The following is a 15,986-nucleotide window of genomic DNA, read 5'->3' on the forward strand; positions in this document are numbered from 1 at the left end:
CGCTGTCTAGAGGGGCTTGTTGCAATGCCGTTGCGAACCTTCTTCTTGCTCTGGCTGTGGGTGCTGCTGAGCCCGGCGGTGTCGGCTGCCGTGCAACCGTCGTTGACGGTGTACGGCGAGGCACCGAAGTATCCGGCAGGCTTCAGTCACTTCGACTACGTCAATCCGCACGCGCCCAAGGGCGGCAGCCTGCGCCGTTCTGCCCTGGAGAGCGGACCGTTCGATCACCTGGTGCCCTATATCGACAAGGGCACCGGGGTGGCCGAGGTCGACGGCTGGGTCTACGCGCCCCTGGCCTACCGCTCCCAGGACGAGCCCTACACGGTGTATGGCCTGGTGGCCCAGGGCCTGGAGCTGGCCCCGGACCGGCGCTGGTTGCGGTTGTACCTGAACCCGGCAGCGCGCTTCGCCGATGGCCGGCCGATCAGCGCCAGCGATGTGCGCTTCACCTTCGAGCTGCTGATGACCCAGGGCAGCCTCAAGTACCGCCAGCAGTTCGCCGACGTGGCCGAGGTCCTGGTGGAGTCGCCCAGCCAAGTGCGCTTCGTGTTCAAGAATGCCCAGAGCCGCACCTTGCCCCTGGACCTGGCGTCGTTGCCGGTGCTGCCGGAACACTGGTGGCGCGGACGCAATTTTGCCGATGGCGGGGGCTTCGAGCCGCCCCTGGGCAGTGGCCCGTACCGGGTGGCCAAGGTGGATGCCGGGCGCAGCGTGACCTTCGAGCGGGTCAAGGACTGGTGGGGCGAGCGCCTGCCGGTGGCGCGCGGGCGCTACAATTTCGATCGCCTGCGCCTGGAGTTCTTCGCCGATACCGATGTGGCGCGGCAGATCCTCAAGGCCGGTGGCTATGACTACAACCGCGAGTTCTCCGCCACTGCCTACACCATCGGTTATGCCGGTGCCGCCCTGGACGATGGCCGCCTGCAGCGCGAGCACCTGGCCCCTGGCGCGGCCCAGGGCACCCAGGGCTTCGTCTTCAACCTGCAGCGGCCGCTGTTCCAGGATCGCCGGGTACGCCAGGCCATCGCCTTGCTGTGGGACTTCGAGTGGAGCAACCGGCAGATGATGCGCGGCCTGTACCTGCGCCAGCGCAGCTTCTTCTCCCACAGCGAACTGGCGGCGGTGGGCCTGCCCTCGGCCGAGGAGCTCAAGATCCTCGAGCCCTGGCGCGGGCAGGTCCCGGATGAGGTCTTCAGCCAGGTGTTCGAGGCGCCCAGGACCGATGGCAGCGGGATCGTCCGTAGCCAGCAGTTGCAGGCGCTGCAACTGCTGCGCGAGGCCGGCTGGACCCCCAGCGGCGATCGCCTGGTGAATGCCGCCGGCGAGCCGCTGCAGTTCACCTTCCTCAATGGCCAGAAGGGCTTCGAGCGCCTGCTGTTGCCGTTCAAGCGCAACCTGGCGCAGATCGGCATCGGCTTCGACATTCGCCAGGTGGACAGCGCGCAGTACACCAACCGGGTACGCAGCCGCGACTACGACATGATCGTCGTCGGCTACCCGGTGTCCCAGGCTCCGGGGCGCGAGCTGTTCAACTACTACGGCGCCGAGGGAGCCGACGATCCGGGTTCGAACAACTACATGGTGCTCAAGAACCCGGTGGTGGATGCCTTGCTCGAAGGCCTGGTCCGGGCCGACAGCCGCAGCAGCATGCTGGCCCATGCCCGGGCCCTGGACCGGGTGTTGCAGTGGGGCTACTACTGGATTCCCAACTATTACCCACCGGGTATCTCCACGGTGTGGTGGAACCGCTTCGGTCGCCCGGCGGTCGCCCCGTTGTATGACGCCGGGCTGGACAGCTGGTGGGAAGTCAGCCCGACGGCACTGACCCAGGACCAGATGCACAAGCACAGCGCGGAGGTGGTCCATGCTGGGTTATAGCCTGCGGCGCATGCTGCTGATCGTGCCGACCTTGTTGTGCATCCTGCTGGTCAATTTCGTCATCGTCCAGGCCGCTCCCGGAGGACCGGTGGAGCAGGCCATCGCCCGTTTGCAGGGCATCGGCGCCAATGCCGCGGTGGGCGGCGGGCATGTGGAGAGCGTGGCCGGCGAGTCCCGCGCCAGCCGGGGCCTGGACCCCCAGCTGCTGGCGGACATCGAGCGCCAGTACGGCTTCGACAAGCCCGCCAGCGAGCGCTTGTGGCTGATGCTCGGGCAGTACGCCCGGCTGGACTTCGGCAAGAGCTTCTTCCGTGGCGCCACGGTCACCGAGCTGATCCTGGACAAGCTGCCGGTGACCTTGTCCCTGGGCCTGTGGGCGACCCTGATTACCTACCTGGTGTCGATTCCCCTGGGGATTCGCAAGGCGGTGCACAACGGCTCGGGGTTCGATGTCTGGAGCAGCGCGGCGATCATCGTCGGCTACGCGATGCCGGGGTTCCTGTTCGCCCTGTTGCTGATCGTGGTGTTCGCCGGCGGCACCCTGCTGGACTGGTTCCCGGTACGCGGCCTGGTCTCGGACGACTTCGACCAACTGAGCACCCTGGGCAAGATCGCCGACTATTTCTGGCACCTGGTGCTGCCGGTCAGCGCGCTGGTGGTCGGCGGTTTCGCCAGCCTGACCCTGCTGACCAAGAACAGCTTCCTCAACGAGATCTCGCGCCTGTACGTGGTCACCGCGCGGGCCAAGGGCCTGACCGAGCGCCAGGTGTTGTACGGCCATGTGTTTCGCAACGCCATGCTGCTGGTGGTGGCGGGACTGCCCCAGGCGCTGGTCACGGTGTTCTTCGGCGGTTCGCTGCTGATCGAGGTGATCTTCTCCCTCGATGGCCTGGGACGCATGAGCTACGAGGCGGCGGTCTCCCGGGATTACCCGGTGGTGTTCGGCTCGTTGTTCATCTTCACCCTGTTCGGCTTGTTGATAAAACTGCTGGGCGACCTGGCCTACACCCTGGTCGACCCACGCATCGATTTCGCGGCGAGGAAGCTCTGATGCCCCTGTCTCCCCTTGGCCGGCGGCGCTGGCAACGTTTCAAGGCGCACCGGCGTGGCTGGTGGTCGTTGTGGCTGTTCCTCGGCCTGTTCACCCTGAGCCTGGGCGGCGAGCTGATCGCCAATGACAAGCCGTTGCTGGTGGCGTGCCAGGGCCAGTGGTATTTCCCGGCCTTCAAGCGCTACACCGAGCAGGAGTTCGGCGGCCAGCTGCCGTTCCAGCCGGATTACCGCAGCGCCGCGGTTCGCCAGTTGATCGAGGGGCAGGGTGGCTGGTTGTTGTTCGCGCCGATTCCCTTCGGCTCCGACACCATCAACTACGAGCTGACGCAGCCGGCCCCCAGCCCGCCCAGTGGCGACAACTGGCTGGGCACCGACGACCAGGCCCGGGACGTGCTGGCGCGGGTGATCTTCGGGGTGCGGGTGTCGTTGTTGTTCGCCCTGTCGCTGACCGCCATCAGCGCCCTGGTCGGCATCGTCGCCGGCGCCCTGCAGGGCTACTACGGCGGCTGGGTCGATCTCTGGGGGCAACGCTTGCTGGAGGTCTGGTCGGGGCTGCCGGTGCTGTACCTGCTGATCATCCTGTCCGGTTTCGTCGAACCGAACTTCTGGTGGCTGCTGGGGATCATGGCGCTGTTCTCCTGGCTGGCCCTGGTGGACGTGGTGCGCACCGAGTTCCTGCGCAGCCGCAGCCTGGAGTACGTCAAGGCAGCCCGGGCGCTGGGGGTGGATGACCTGCAAGTGATGGGCCGGCACATCCTGCCCAACGCCATGAACGCCACCCTGAGCTACCTGCCGTTCATTCTCACCGGCGCCATCGCCACCTTGTCGGCCCTGGACTTCCTCGGCTTCGGCATGCCCGCCGGCAGCGCGTCGCTGGGCGAACTGGTGGCCCAGGGCAAGAGCAACCTGCAAGCGCCCTGGCTGGGGCTGACGGCGTTCTTCGTCCTGGCATTGATCCTGTCGTTGCTGGTGTTCATCGGCGAAGGCTGCCGCGATGCCTTCGATCCCAAGAGTTGAAACTGCGAGTGCCCAAGATGACCCAAGCCTTGATTGAACTGCGTGGCCTGAAGGTGGCCTTCGGTGCCACCGAGGTGGTGCATGGCCTGGACCTGGAGATCCGTCCCGGTGAGTGCCTGGCGCTGGTGGGCGAGTCCGGCTCTGGCAAGTCGGTGACCGCCCACAGCCTCCTGCAATTGCTCGACCCGCGTACGGCGCGGATCGCGGGCAGCATCCGCTATCGCGGGGAGGAGTTGCTGGGGGTGGCGCCGGGGCGTTTGCGCCAACTGCGCGGCAACCGTATCGCGATGATCTTCCAGGAGCCCATGAGCTCGCTCAATCCGCTGCACAGCGTCGAGCGGCAGCTGGGTGAGACCCTGCGCCTGCACAAGGGCCTGGCCGGGGCCCAGGCCCGGGAGCGGATCCTCGAGCTGCTGGAGCTGGTGGGTATCCAGAACCCCCGGGAACGGCTCAAGGCTTACCCGCACCAACTGTCCGGCGGCCAGCGCCAGCGGGTGATGATCGCCATGGCCCTGGCCTGCGAACCGGAGTTGCTGATCGCCGACGAACCCACCACTGCCCTGGATGTGACCGTGCAGCGCAAGATCGTGCTGTTGCTCCAGGCGTTGCAACAGCGCCTGGGCATGGCGCTGCTGATCATCAGCCATGACCTGAACCTGGTGCGCCACATTGCCCAGCGTGTGGCGGTAATGCGCGGCGGCTGCATTGTCGAGCAGGCTGATTGCCAGCAGCTGTTCCAGGCACCGCGACATCCCTACAGCCTGGAATTGCTCAATGCCGAGCCCGGCGGCCAGGCGCTGCCCCGGGGCAGCAGTGAAACCCTGCTGGCGGTGGAGCGGCTGAAGGTCTGGTTCGGCCAGGGCGGCGGCTGGTGGCGGCCACGGCGTTACCTGAAGGCGGTGGATGGCATCGACCTGCAACTGCAACGGGGCAAGACCCTGGGCATCGTCGGTGAATCCGGCTCGGGCAAGTCGACCCTGGGCCAGGCGATCTTGCGGTTGATCGCCAGCGAAGGGCACATCCGCTTCAATGGACAGGCCCTGGAGGGGCTTGAGGGGGCGCAGCTGCGGCCGCTGCGCCGACAATTGCAGGTGGTGTTCCAGGACCCGTTCGGCAGCCTCAGTCCGCGCCTGAGCGTGCAGCAGATCATTGCCGAGGGCTTGCGGGTGCACACCGACCTGGACCCCGGGCAACAGGAGCGGGCGGTGATCGAGGTGCTGCAGCAAGTGGGCCTGGACCCGGCCGCGCGGCATCGTTATCCCCACGAGTTTTCCGGTGGCCAACGCCAACGCATCGCCATCGCCCGGGCCCTGGTGCTCAAGCCTGAACTGATCCTGCTGGACGAGCCGACCTCGGCCCTGGATCGCACGGTGCAGAAGCAGGTGGTGGCACTGTTGCGGCGCTTGCAGCAGGAGCATGGCCTGACCTACCTGTTCATCAGCCACGACCTGGCGGTGGTCCAGGCCTTGGCCCATGACTTGATCGTGATGAAGGACGGCCAGGTGGTGGAGCGTGGCCAGACGCAGCAGTTGTTTGCCGCGGCGCGGCATCCTTACACCCGTGAGCTGCTGGCGGCGTCCGGCGTGGCGCCGCTGCCGGCTGGCGCGGGCTGAAAACGACGAATCCCGCCAGGGGGCGGGATTCGTGGATGGCCGGACCTTGCGGGGTCTTAGGCTGGGAACAGCTCGCTCAGTTTCATGGCCAGCATCATGTCGCCTTCGGTGCGCAGCTTGCCGCCCATGAAGGCCTGCATGCCGTCGGTTTCGCCGCTGACGATGCCGTCCAGGGTCTCGCCGTCCATCACCAGGGTGACCTGGGCGTCTGGGTTCTCGCCTTCCTTGAGTTCGCAGGTGCTGTCTTTCACTACCAGCGAGAAGTGCTTGGTGTCATCGATGCGGAAACCGAAAACCAGGTCCAGGCCGGCAGCGGCAGCTGGGTTGAACTTGGCTTGCATGGCTTTTACGGCGTCAGCTACGGAGGTCATGGTTCGATCCTTTTATGGGTGGTTACAGCAAGGGTTCACGGTAAGCCGGGCTCAGCGGAAAGTGATGAGCTCCGGTGCCTTCAACAGTTGCAGGTGCGTATGACCGTTGAAGGAGGCCAAGGACACTTCGCGACCGCGGAACTTCAGCTGGTTGAGCGAAGTGTTGACGATTTGCCAGTTCAGTTCGAAGGCCTGCTGGGCAGGCATCCGGGTGATCAGGTGGAGCAGGGCGGTGATGGTGCCGCCGGAGGTGAACACGGCGATCTTCTGCCGGTTGTCCGCCGCTTCGAGGATCCGCTGCAAGCCACCCTGGACGCGCTCGACGAAGCCCAGCCAGCTTTCCAGCCCAGGTGGGTCGTAGGTGCCGGCCAGCCAGCGCTGGATGATCAGGGCGAAGATGCGTTGGAATTCAACACGATTTTGCGCGGCGTTGCGCAGGGTGTTCAGCGCCTCGGGTTCCTGGGACAACAGGTCGGGCAGCAATGCGCGGATGATGGCGTCGGCGTCGAACTCGTTGAATGCCGGGTCGATCTCCAGGGCCGGCGTGGCCAGGCCAGCGGCAGCGAGCTGTTCCAGGGTGGTCTGGGCGGTGTGCTGTTGGCGTTGCAGGTCACCGGACAGGCAGCGATCGAAGTTCACTCCGAGGGCGGCCAGGTGATCGCCCAGGACGCTGGCCTGGCGCACGCCGATGGTCGACAGCACGTCATAGTCGTCTGCACCGAAGGAGGCCTGGCCATGTCGAATCAAGTAGATGCTGCCCACGTCCGCGTCATCCCGGCACGTTGAAAGTTTTGCGAGGTTATGAGGATGCCGGTGAGCTGTCAATGAAAAAACATACGCTTGTTTGAAATGATTGTTGGAGCGTGGCTACGCAAGGTTTCGCGACTGGTGGCCGACCGGTCGCGCCGGTATGCTTGGGCCCATTGCGCCGCCGGTGGGTGGCGATCATGCGTAAGGAGTTTCCGTGGAGTTTTTCATCGAGTACGCCAGTTTCCTGGCCAAGACCGTGACCCTGGTGGTCGCCATCCTGGTGGTGCTGATCACCGCTGCCGCGCTGCGCAGCAAGGGCCGGCGCAAGGGAGCCGGGCAGTTGCAGGTCAGCAAGCTGAACGATTTCTACAAGGACCTGCGCGAACGCCTGGAGCAGAGCCTGTTGGACAAGGACCAGCTCAAGGCCTTGCGCAAGGCCAAGGGCAAGGCCGAGAAGAAGCAGAAGAAGCAGGCCGCCGAGGATAAGCCACGGGTGTTCGTCCTGGATTTCAACGGCGATATCAAGGCCTCGGCGACCGAGGGCCTGCGCCATGAGATCACCGCGTTGCTGAGCCTGGCCACGCCCAAGGATGAAGTGGTGCTGCGCCTGGAAAGCGGTGGCGGCATGGTCCACAGCTATGGCCTGGCCTCCTCGCAGCTGGCACGCATTCGCCAGGCCGGGGTGCCGCTCACCGTGTGCATCGACAAGGTCGCGGCCAGCGGCGGCTACATGATGGCCTGCATCGGCGAGAAGATCATCAGCGCACCCTTCGCCATCCTCGGCTCCATCGGCGTGGTGGCGCAGTTGCCCAACGTCAATCGCCTGCTGAAGAAGCATGACATCGACTTCGAGGTACTCACCGCCGGCGAGTACAAGCGCACCCTGACGGTGTTCGGCGAGAACACCGAGAAGGGCCGGGAGAAGTTCCAGGAAGACCTGGACGTCACTCATCAACTGTTCAAGAACTTCGTGGCCCGCTATCGCCCGCAACTGGCCATCGATGAAGTGGCCACCGGCGAGGTCTGGCTGGGCGTAGCCGCCCAGGAAAAACAACTGGTGGACGAGTTGCGGACCAGCGACGAGTACCTGGCCGAGAAAGCCAAGGCGGCCGAGGTATTCCACCTGCACTACGCCGAGCGCAAGAGCCTGCAGGAGCGGGTAGGGCTGGCGGCCAGTGGTTCGGTGGACCGCGTGTTGCTGACCTGGTGGAGCCGTCTGACCCAGCAGCGTTTCTGGTAAGGCTGCGCGAGCTTGCAGTGGGTGCGCGCCTTGAGAACTATCGCGGGCAAGCCTCGCTCCTACAACGAAGCTCGAACCCAGGTTTCTGTGGGAACGTGCCCGCGATGACGGTCTAGAAGACGACCGATGCAAAAAAGCCCTGGAGCGGGAAACCGGTCCAGGGCTTTTTGTTGGCGCAGGCCTAGCGGCGGCGGAACAGCGGCAGTGGCTGGTCCGTGGCGGCCTGGTAGGTCACCGAGAAGTCCTTGAGGCTTTCCAGGGCTTCGTAGGGGTCCTTGTCGGCCCGCAGTGCATAAGCGTCGAAACCACAGCGCTGCAGGTAGAACAACTGGTCGCGCAGTACGTCGCCGATGGCCCGTAGTTCGCCCTTGTAGCCATAGCGATCACGCAACAGCCGCGCGTTGGAGTAGTTGCGGCCGTCGGTGAAGGCCGGGAAGTTCAAGGCGATCACCTGGAAGTTGTGGACATCGGCACCGATCTCTTCGGCTTCTTCGTCCGCATCCAGCCAGACGCCCAGGCCGCCATCGCGGGCCTTGAGGGCGTGGCCGTGGTCGCGCCACAGTGCCAGCGGCACGATCAGGTCGTCGCAGTTGGAGATGCCATCGAGGGTCGCGTCCTTGGGCAGCAAGTGCCAGGTTTCGTCGACGACCTGGTTGTTCTTAATGATTCGCTGCATAGACGCGTTCCTTGAAGAGGTCGATGCCAATACGTTGGTAGGTGTCGATGAAGCGCTCGTCCTCGGTACGCTGTTCCACGTACACGTCGATCAACTTGGAGATCACGTCCGGCATGTCGTCCTGGGCGAAGGACGGGCCGAGGATCTTGCCCAGGCTGGCGTCGCGGCTGGCGCTGCCACCCAGGGAGACCTGGTAGAACTCCTCGCCTTTCTTGTCGACGCCGAGGATGCCGATGTGGCCCACGTGGTGGTGGCCACAGGCGTTCATGCAACCGGAGATGTTGAGGTCCAGCTCGCCGATGTCGAACAGGTAGTCCAGGTCGTCGAAGCGCCGCTGGATGGATTCGGCGATCGGGATCGACTTGGCATTGGCCAGGGAGCAGAAATCACCGCCAGGGCAGCAGATGATGTCGGTCAGCAGGCCGATGTTCGGCGTGGCGAAACCGTTTTCCCGCAGTTCGCCCCAGAGGGTGAACAGCTGGCTCTGCTCGACGTCGGCGAGGATCACGTTCTGCTCGTGGGAGGTACGCAGCAGGCCGAAGCTGTAGCGGTCGGCCAGGTCGGCGATGGCATCGAACTGCTTGTCGGTGACATCTCCCGGGGCCACGCCGGTAGGCTTGAGCGACAGGCTCACGGCGACATACCCCGGCTTCTTGTGGGCCAGGGTGTTGCGTGCGCGCCAGCGGGCGAAACCCGGGTGCTGCTGGTCCAGGGCGGCGAGGGCGGCGTCCTGGTTGTCCAGGGTCTTGTAGTCCGGATCGACGAAGTGCCGGGCCACGCGATGCACCTCGGCCTCGGTCAGGGTGGTCTGGCCGCCACGCAGGTGGACCATCTCGGCCTCGACCTTCTCGGCGAACACTTCGGGAGTCAGGGCCTTGACCAGGATCTTGATCCGCGCCTTGTACTTGTTGTCGCGCCGGCCATAGCGGTTGTAGACCCGCAGGATGGCGTCGAGGTAGCTCAGAAGATCCTGCCAGGGCAGGAACTCGTTGATGAAGGCGCCGACCACCGGGGTCCGGCCCAGGCCACCGCCCACCAGGACCCGGAAGCCCAGCTCGCCGGCGGCGTTGTAGTGCGGCTCCAGGCCGATGTCGTGCACCTCGATGGCCGCGCGGTCGGCGGTCGAGCCATTGATGGCGATCTTGAACTTGCGCGGCAGGTAGGCGAATTCGGGGTGGAAGGTGGTCCACTGGCGGACGATCTCGCACCATGGGCGCGGGTCCACCAACTCATCGGCAGCGACGCCGGCGAACTGGTCGGTGGTGACGTTGCGCAGGCAGTTGCCGCTGGTCTGGATGGCATGCATCTGCACGGTGGCCAGCTCGGCCAGGATCTCTGGCACGTCTTCCAGGGCCGGCCAGTTGAACTGCACGTTCTGCCGGGTACTGATGTGCGCGTAGCCCTTGTCGTAGTCGCGGGCGATCTTGGCCATCATTCGCGCCTGGCGCGAGTTCAGCTGGCCATAAGGCACGGCGACCCGCAGCATCGGGGCGAAGCGTTGGATATAAAGCCCGTTCTGCAGGCGCAGGGGGCGGAATTCTTCTTCGCTCAGCTCGCCTGCCAGATAGCGTCGGGTCTGATCACGGAACTGCTTGACGCGGTCCTCGATGATCCGCTGATCGTACTCGTCGTATACGTACATATAGGTCCAGTTCTCAGGCTACAGGTGGCTTGCAGGCGCACTCGGCAAATACTGCGGTGAACAGGTTCATCAGGGGACTTTGACTGGCGTCGATCGCGGTCCGTCACCGCCTCCACCTCGTCTTGCCTTCGTTGACGCTCAACACCACCTACGTAAGCAAATCTGCGCGCACGGCCGCGCACTCCGATCGGAGCCGCCGAACGATACCAGTTTGCGGTTATGCGCAAAAGTGAAGTTTTAGTATATGTAAAGAACCAAAACGACTAACGCTAAGGCTTTATCAGTAACCACATTTGTGATGTGGGAAATCCTGGTCTTAACTGTGGGCGTGTCTTTGAGCAGTCACCGATAAAATCCACTAGAGGCGATGCTATGAGCCATCCAACCAAAGCCAGGAAAAGTGACAGCAGTGTCGACGCTTGGGCCATTCTCTTTCTGATCATACTGGTCGTGGGGACGGCCGTGTTCTGGGTCAGCCACCAGTAGTAGAGAGGCAGCGAAGAGCCTGGATTGTCGGACAATCACGACAATTTACCGCTATTGGCCAGCATCTTGCCAGTTATACTGCTGGGATCATTCTGGGGCTCTTTTCGTGATGTTCAAGCTGTTGTGCAAGTGTGTGGTGTGGTTGAGCCTGCCGTTCTGGAGCCTGGCTCAGGCGACATCGGTGGTCTTCCTCAATCCGGGCCATTCGACCGAAACCTTCTGGGTCAGTTATTCGCATTTCATGCAGGCCGCTGCGCGCGACCTGGGCATGGACCTGCGTATCCTCTATGCCGAGCGCGACGCCGGCCGGACCCTGGAACAGGCGCGGCAGGTGTTCCAGAGCGAACATAAGCCGGACTACCTGGTGCTGGTGAACGAGCAGTACATCGCCCCGCAGATCCTGCGCTTGTCCCAGGGCACCGGGATCAAGCTGTTCATGGTCAACAGCGCGTTGACCCAGGATCAGCGCGAGTTGATCGGCCAGAGCCGGCACAAGTATTCCGACTGGATCGGCAGCATGCTCGGTAACGACGAAGAGGCCGGCTACCTGATGCTCAAGGAGTTGTTGCGCCAGCATGGCCCGGTGCCTGCTGGGCAGAGCGTCGAGTTGCTGGCGTTTTCCGGTCTCAAGGTCACGCCTTCGGCGCAACTGCGCGAGCAGGGCCTGCGCCGGGCCCTGGCCGAATTCCCGCAGGTGCACCTGCGTCAGCTGGTCTATGGCGAGTGGAACCGTGAGCGTGCCTATCGCCAGGCCCAGCAGTTGCTGCGGCGTTACCCGCAGACCCAGCTGGTCTGGGCGGCCAATGATGAAATGGCCCTGGGGGCCATGAGCGCGGCTCGCGAGCTGGGCCGCAAGCCCGGCAAGGACGTGCTGTTCAGCGGGCTCAACAGTTCACCGCAGGCGCTGCAGGCCTTGATCGATGGGCAATTGTCGGTCCTGGTCGCCGGGCACTTCACCCTGGGCGGCTGGGCCCTGGTGACGCTCCACGACGACGCGCTGGGCCTCGACACCCGGCGCCAGGGCGGGCCGGACTGGCGCTTGCCGCTATTGCAACCGCTGACCCCGGGCCAGGCGCAGCAACTGCTGCGCCTGGGAGACCGTGCAGGGGCCGGGGTGAATTTCCGCGCCTTGTCCGCCCAGGGCAAGCCGGACGGCTATCGCTATCCCTTCGGGTTGCAGTTGCTGCTGCACTAGCGCTTCAGACCCCCGCCAGATGCATCGCCAGCTTGGCGATGCCCAGCAGCACCAGGACGAACAAGGTGGTGAACAGGATACCCAGCGCGATGAAGTGGCTGGGCTTGCCGTGGGTGAAGTCGCGGGCGCGATTCTTCCCGCTTTGTACGCCGAAGGCTGCCGCCAGGACGCTTTGCAGCATTTGCAGGAAGGTCGGTGGCTGGTTGTTGCTTGGATCGTCCATAAATCCCTCGACACGGTTGGGTGTCAACAGAGCATAGACAATACCGGCGGGCATCAGGGGGGCCTGGTGCCCCCTGTACAAGCGGCTGCGATCAGTCGTCGTAGCCCAGGTTCGGCGCCAGCCAGCGTTCGCTCACGGCCAGGTCCTGGCCCTTGCGCTGGGCGTAGCTCTGCACCTGGTCCTTGTCGACCTTGCCCACGGCGAAGTACTGCGCCTGCGGGTGGGCGAAGTACCAGCCACTGACCGCCGCCGCCGGGAACATGGCGAAGTGTTCGGTGAGGAACACGCCGCTGCGCCCGGCCTTGCCTTCGCTGGCCTCGGGGTCGAGCAGGGCGAACAGGGTGCTCTTCTCGGTGTGGTCCGGGCACGCCGGATAGCCCGGGGCAGGGCGGATACCGCTGTACTGCTCCTTGATCAGCGCCTCGTTGTCCAGGTGCTCGTCCCTGGCGTAACCCCAGTACTCCTTGCGCACCTGTTCGTGCAGCCACTCGGCGCAGGCTTCGGCCAGGCGGTCGGCCAGGGCCTTGACCATGATCGAGCTGTAGTCGTCGCCTTTGTCCTGGTAGGCCTTGGCCACTTCCTCGGCGCCGATGCCGGCGGTGGTGATGAAGCCGCCGACGTAGTCGGTCACGCCGCTGTCCTTGGGCGCCACGAAGTCGGCCAGCGACAGGTTGGGCTTGCCGTCGGGCTTGATGGTCTGCTGGCGCAGGTGGTGCAGGGTGGCCAGGGGCTGGCCATGGTCGCCGTAGACTTCGATGTCGTCATGGTTGACCTGGTTGGCCGGCCAGAAGCCGAATACCGCCCGGGCGCTGATGAGCTTCTCGTCGATCAGCTTGTCGAGCATCTCGCGCGCATCCTTGTACAGCGCCGACGCTGCCTCGCCGACCACTTCGTCGGTGAGGATGCGCGGGAATTTCCCGGCCAGGTCCCAGGAGATGAAGAACGGCGTCCAGTCGATGTACTCGGCCAGCTCGCGCAGGTCGATGTTGTCGAGCATCTTCACGCCAGTGAAGGACGGGGTCGTGGCCTGGTAGGCCGCCCAGTCATATTGCGGCTTGGCCGCGATCGCCTGCTGGTAGCTCAAGCGCTCGGTGCGGGCGCTGCGGTTGGCGGTGCGCTCGCGCACTTCCACGTATTCCTGGCGGGTCTTGTCGACGAAGCCGGGCTTGAGTTCCCTGGACAGCAGTTGGGTGGCCACGCCCACGGCGCGGGAGGCGTCGGTGACGTAGATCACCGCGTCGTTGTTGTACTTGGGTTCGATCTTCACCGCGGTGTGGGCCTTGGAGGTGGTGGCACCACCGATCATCAGCGGCAGGTGGAAATCCTGGCGCTGCATCTCGCGGGCGACATGGACCATCTCGTCCAGCGACGGGGTGATCAAGCCGGACAGGCCGATGATGTCGCACTTCTCGTCGCGGGCGGTCTGCAGGATCTTCTCCGCCGGCACCATCACGCCCAGGTCGACGATGTCGTAGCCGTTGCAGCCCAGCACCACGCCGACGATGTTCTTGCCGATGTCGTGCACGTCGCCCTTGACCGTGGCCATGAGGATCTTGCCCTTGGCTTCGGGCTTGTCGCCTTTCTCGGCCTCGATGAACGGGATCAGGTGGGCCACGGCTTGCTTCATGACGCGGGCCGACTTGACCACCTGGGGCAGGAACATCTTGCCGGCGCCGAACAGGTCGCCAACCACGTTCATGCCGCTCATCAGCGGGCCTTCGATGACCTCGATCGGGCGCGCGCATTGCTGGCGGCACTCTTCGGTGTCCTCGACGATATGGGCGGTAATGCCCTTGACCAGCGCGTGTTCCAGGCGCTTGTCCACTGGCAGCGAACGCCAGGCCTCGTCCTCGACTTCCTTGCTGGCGCCGCCGCCCTTGTAGTCGTCGGCGATGGCCAGCAGCGCGTCGGTGCCTTCCGGAGTGCGGTTGAGCACCACGTCCTCGACCTTGTCGCGCAGGGCCGGCGGGATCTCGTCATAGATCTCCAGCTGGCCGGCGTTGACGATGCCCATGGTCAGGCCGTTCTGGATCGCGTGGTAGAGGAACACCGAATGGATCGCCTCGCGCACCGGGTTGTTGCCACGGAACGAGAACGACACGTTGGACACCCCGCCGCTCGACAGGGCGTAGGGCAGGTGGTCGCGGATGTAGGCGCAGGCTTCGATGAAGTCCACGGCGTAGTTGTTGTGCTCTTCGATACCGGTGGCCACGGCGAAGATGTTCGGGTCGAAGATGATGTCTTCCGGCGGGAAGCCCACCTCGTTGACCAGGATGTCGTAGCTGCGCTGGCAGATTTCCTTCTTGCGCGCGGCGGTGTCGGCCTGGCCGACCTCGTCGAAGGCCATCACCACCACGGCGGCGCCATAGCGCTTGCACAGGCGGGCATGGTGCTTGAACTGCTCGACGCCTTCCTTCATCGAGATCGAGTTGACGATGCCCTTGCCCTGGATGCACTTCAGGCCGGCTTCGATCACCTCCCACTTGGAGGAGTCGATCATGATCGGTACGCGGGAGATGTCCGGCTCACCGGCGATCAGGTTGAGGAAGCGGACCATGGCGGCCTGGGAATCGAGCATCCCTTCGTCCATGTTGATGTCGATCACCTGGGCGCCGGCCTCGACCTGCTGCAGGGCGACTTCCAGGGCCTCGGTGTAGTTCTCTTCGCGGATCAGCCTGGCGAACTTGGCGGAACCGGTGATGTTGGTGCGTTCGCCGACGTTGACGAACAACGACTGGCGATCGATGGTGAACGGCTCCAGGCCCGACAGGCGGCAGGCCTTGGGGATGTCCGGGATCTGCCGCGGCTTGTACTTGGCCACGGCCTCGGCGATGGCCTGGATGTGCGGCGGGGTGGTGCCGCAGCAACCGCCGATGATGTTGAGGAAGCCGCTGGCGGCGAACTCCTCGACCACCGCGGCCATTTCCGCCGGGGTCTCGTCGTATTCGCCGAAGGCGTTGGGCAAGCCGGCGTTGGGGTGGGCCGAGACATGGGTGTCGGCCTTGGTCGACAGTTCTTCCAGGTAAGGACGCAGGTCCTTGGCGCCCAGGGCGCAGTTCAGGCCCACGGAGATCGGCTTGGCGTGGCGCACCGAGTTCCAGAACGCCTCGGTAGTCTGGCCCGACAGCGTGCGGCCGGAGGCGTCGGTGATGGTGCCGGAGATCATGATCGGCAATTCGACGTTGTCCTCCTCGAACACCTGCTGCACGGCGAAGATCGCCGCCTTGGCATTGAGGGTGTCGAAGATGGTCTCGATCAGGATCAGGTCGGCGCCGCCCTCGATCAGGCCGCGGGTGGCCTGGGTGTAGTTGCTCACCAGTTCGTCGAAAGTGACGTTGCGGTAGCCCGGGTCGTTGACATCGGGAGAGATCGAGCAGGTGCGGCTGGTCGGGCCCAGGACGCCGGCGACGAAGCGCGGCTTATCCGGGGTCTCCAGGGTTTTCGCGTCGGCCACCTTGCGGGCCAGGCGGGCACCTTCTACGTTCAGTTCGTAGACCAGCGCCTCCATGCCGTAGTCGGCCTGGGACACTTGGGTGGCGTTGAAGGTGTTGGTCTCGAGGATGTCGGCCCCGGCGTCCAGGTAGGCTTTCTCGATCGCGCCGATCACGTCCGGACGGGTCAGTACCAGCAGGTCGTTGTTGCCCTTGACGTCGCTGGGCCAGTCGGCGAAACGCTCACCGCGGTAGTCCCGCTCCTCGAGCTTGTAGCTCTGGATCATGGTCCCCATGCCGCCATCGAGGATCAGGATGCGCTCCTTGAGGGCTTGCTGGAGAGCGTGGAGGCGAGTACTGCGGTCGGACATGGGGGCTACCTGGAAAGGCCATTACGGAGGGCGTGGAGAA

12 protein-coding genes are annotated in these 15,986 nt (G+C 64.6%); 6 read left to right on the forward strand and 6 right to left on the reverse strand.

What is annotated here, in order from left to right; all coding sequences use genetic code 11:
• The first annotated feature begins 24 nt into the window (after positions 1-24).
• The 4 genes from ACK6AU_RS10330 to ACK6AU_RS10345 are packed head-to-tail and all read left to right on the forward strand — an operon-like array spanning position 25 to position 5,561.
• Entirely contained in the window at positions 25-1,878 is a 1,854-nt protein-coding gene (locus ACK6AU_RS10330) for an extracellular solute-binding protein (protein ID WP_185700840.1), read from the forward strand.
• Complete coding sequence (locus tag ACK6AU_RS10335) at positions 1,865-2,929, forward strand: microcin C ABC transporter permease YejB (RefSeq protein ID WP_409299159.1); 1,065 nt, start codon at positions 1,865-1,867, stop codon at positions 2,927-2,929. The genes ACK6AU_RS10330 and ACK6AU_RS10335 overlap by 14 nt, the downstream gene beginning before the upstream one ends.
• Positions 2,926-3,948 (forward strand): ABC transporter permease, encoded by a 1,023-nt coding sequence (locus ACK6AU_RS10340; RefSeq protein WP_409299194.1) that lies wholly within the window; start codon positions 2,926-2,928, stop codon positions 3,946-3,948. The genes ACK6AU_RS10335 and ACK6AU_RS10340 overlap by 4 nt, the downstream gene beginning before the upstream one ends.
• Positions 3,949-3,965: 17 nt before the next feature.
• Positions 3,966-5,561, forward strand: coding sequence for an ABC transporter ATP-binding protein (locus ACK6AU_RS10345; RefSeq protein WP_409299161.1), 1,596 nt, complete (start codon positions 3,966-3,968; stop codon positions 5,559-5,561).
• A gap of 56 nt (positions 5,562-5,617) precedes the next feature.
• Here the strand turns inward: ACK6AU_RS10345 and ACK6AU_RS10350 are convergent, their stop codons facing one another.
• Both ACK6AU_RS10350 and ACK6AU_RS10355 read right to left on the reverse strand, forming a co-directional pair.
• Positions 5,618-5,932 (reverse strand): SCP2 sterol-binding domain-containing protein, encoded by a 315-nt coding sequence (locus tag ACK6AU_RS10350; protein WP_068581441.1) that lies wholly within the window; start codon positions 5,930-5,932, stop codon positions 5,618-5,620.
• A 51-nt stretch (positions 5,933-5,983) separates the two neighbouring features.
• Positions 5,984-6,694 (reverse strand): histidine phosphatase family protein, encoded by a 711-nt coding sequence (locus ACK6AU_RS10355; RefSeq protein WP_409299164.1) that lies wholly within the window; start codon positions 6,692-6,694, stop codon positions 5,984-5,986.
• A gap of 202 nt (positions 6,695-6,896) precedes the next feature.
• Between ACK6AU_RS10355 and sohB the strand changes: the two genes are divergently transcribed.
• The gene (sohB, locus tag ACK6AU_RS10360) at positions 6,897-7,922 is read left to right on the forward strand and encodes a protease SohB (protein ID WP_185701127.1); all 1,026 of its coding nucleotides are present in this window, start codon (positions 6,897-6,899) and stop codon (positions 7,920-7,922) included.
• 181 nt (positions 7,923-8,103) lie between these two features.
• On the opposite strand, the gene ACK6AU_RS10365 is transcribed toward sohB, so the two are convergent.
• Both ACK6AU_RS10365 and ACK6AU_RS10370 read right to left on the reverse strand, forming a co-directional pair.
• Positions 8,104-8,598 (reverse strand): DUF934 domain-containing protein, encoded by a 495-nt coding sequence (locus tag ACK6AU_RS10365; RefSeq protein ID WP_185701128.1) that lies wholly within the window; start codon positions 8,596-8,598, stop codon positions 8,104-8,106.
• A complete protein-coding gene (locus tag ACK6AU_RS10370; protein WP_185701129.1) occupies positions 8,582-10,240 on the reverse strand; it encodes a nitrite/sulfite reductase in 1,659 nt (552 codons plus the stop codon). The genes ACK6AU_RS10365 and ACK6AU_RS10370 overlap by 17 nt, the downstream gene beginning before the upstream one ends.
• A 595-nt stretch (positions 10,241-10,835) precedes the next feature.
• On the opposite strand from ACK6AU_RS10370, the gene ACK6AU_RS10375 reads away from it, so the two are divergent.
• Positions 10,836-11,921 (forward strand): ABC transporter substrate-binding protein, encoded by a 1,086-nt coding sequence (locus ACK6AU_RS10375; protein ID WP_409299196.1) that lies wholly within the window; start codon positions 10,836-10,838, stop codon positions 11,919-11,921.
• Positions 11,922-11,925: 4 nt separating this feature from the next.
• Here ACK6AU_RS10375 and ACK6AU_RS10380 read toward each other — a convergent pair whose 3' ends face one another.
• Complete coding sequence (locus ACK6AU_RS10380; RefSeq protein ID WP_022639447.1) at positions 11,926-12,144, reverse strand: DUF2970 domain-containing protein; 219 nt, start codon at positions 12,142-12,144, stop codon at positions 11,926-11,928.
• Positions 12,145-12,235: 91 nt separating this feature from the next.
• Positions 12,236-15,946, reverse strand: a complete 3,711-nt coding sequence (gene metH, locus ACK6AU_RS10385; RefSeq protein ID WP_185701130.1) for a methionine synthase — start codon at positions 15,944-15,946, stop codon at positions 12,236-12,238.
• Positions 15,947-15,986 lie beyond the last annotated feature (40 nt).

This window comes from Pseudomonas sp. KCJK8993 (assembly GCF_046230915.1).
Taxonomy (GTDB): domain Bacteria; phylum Pseudomonadota; class Gammaproteobacteria; order Pseudomonadales; family Pseudomonadaceae; genus Aquipseudomonas; species Aquipseudomonas piscis.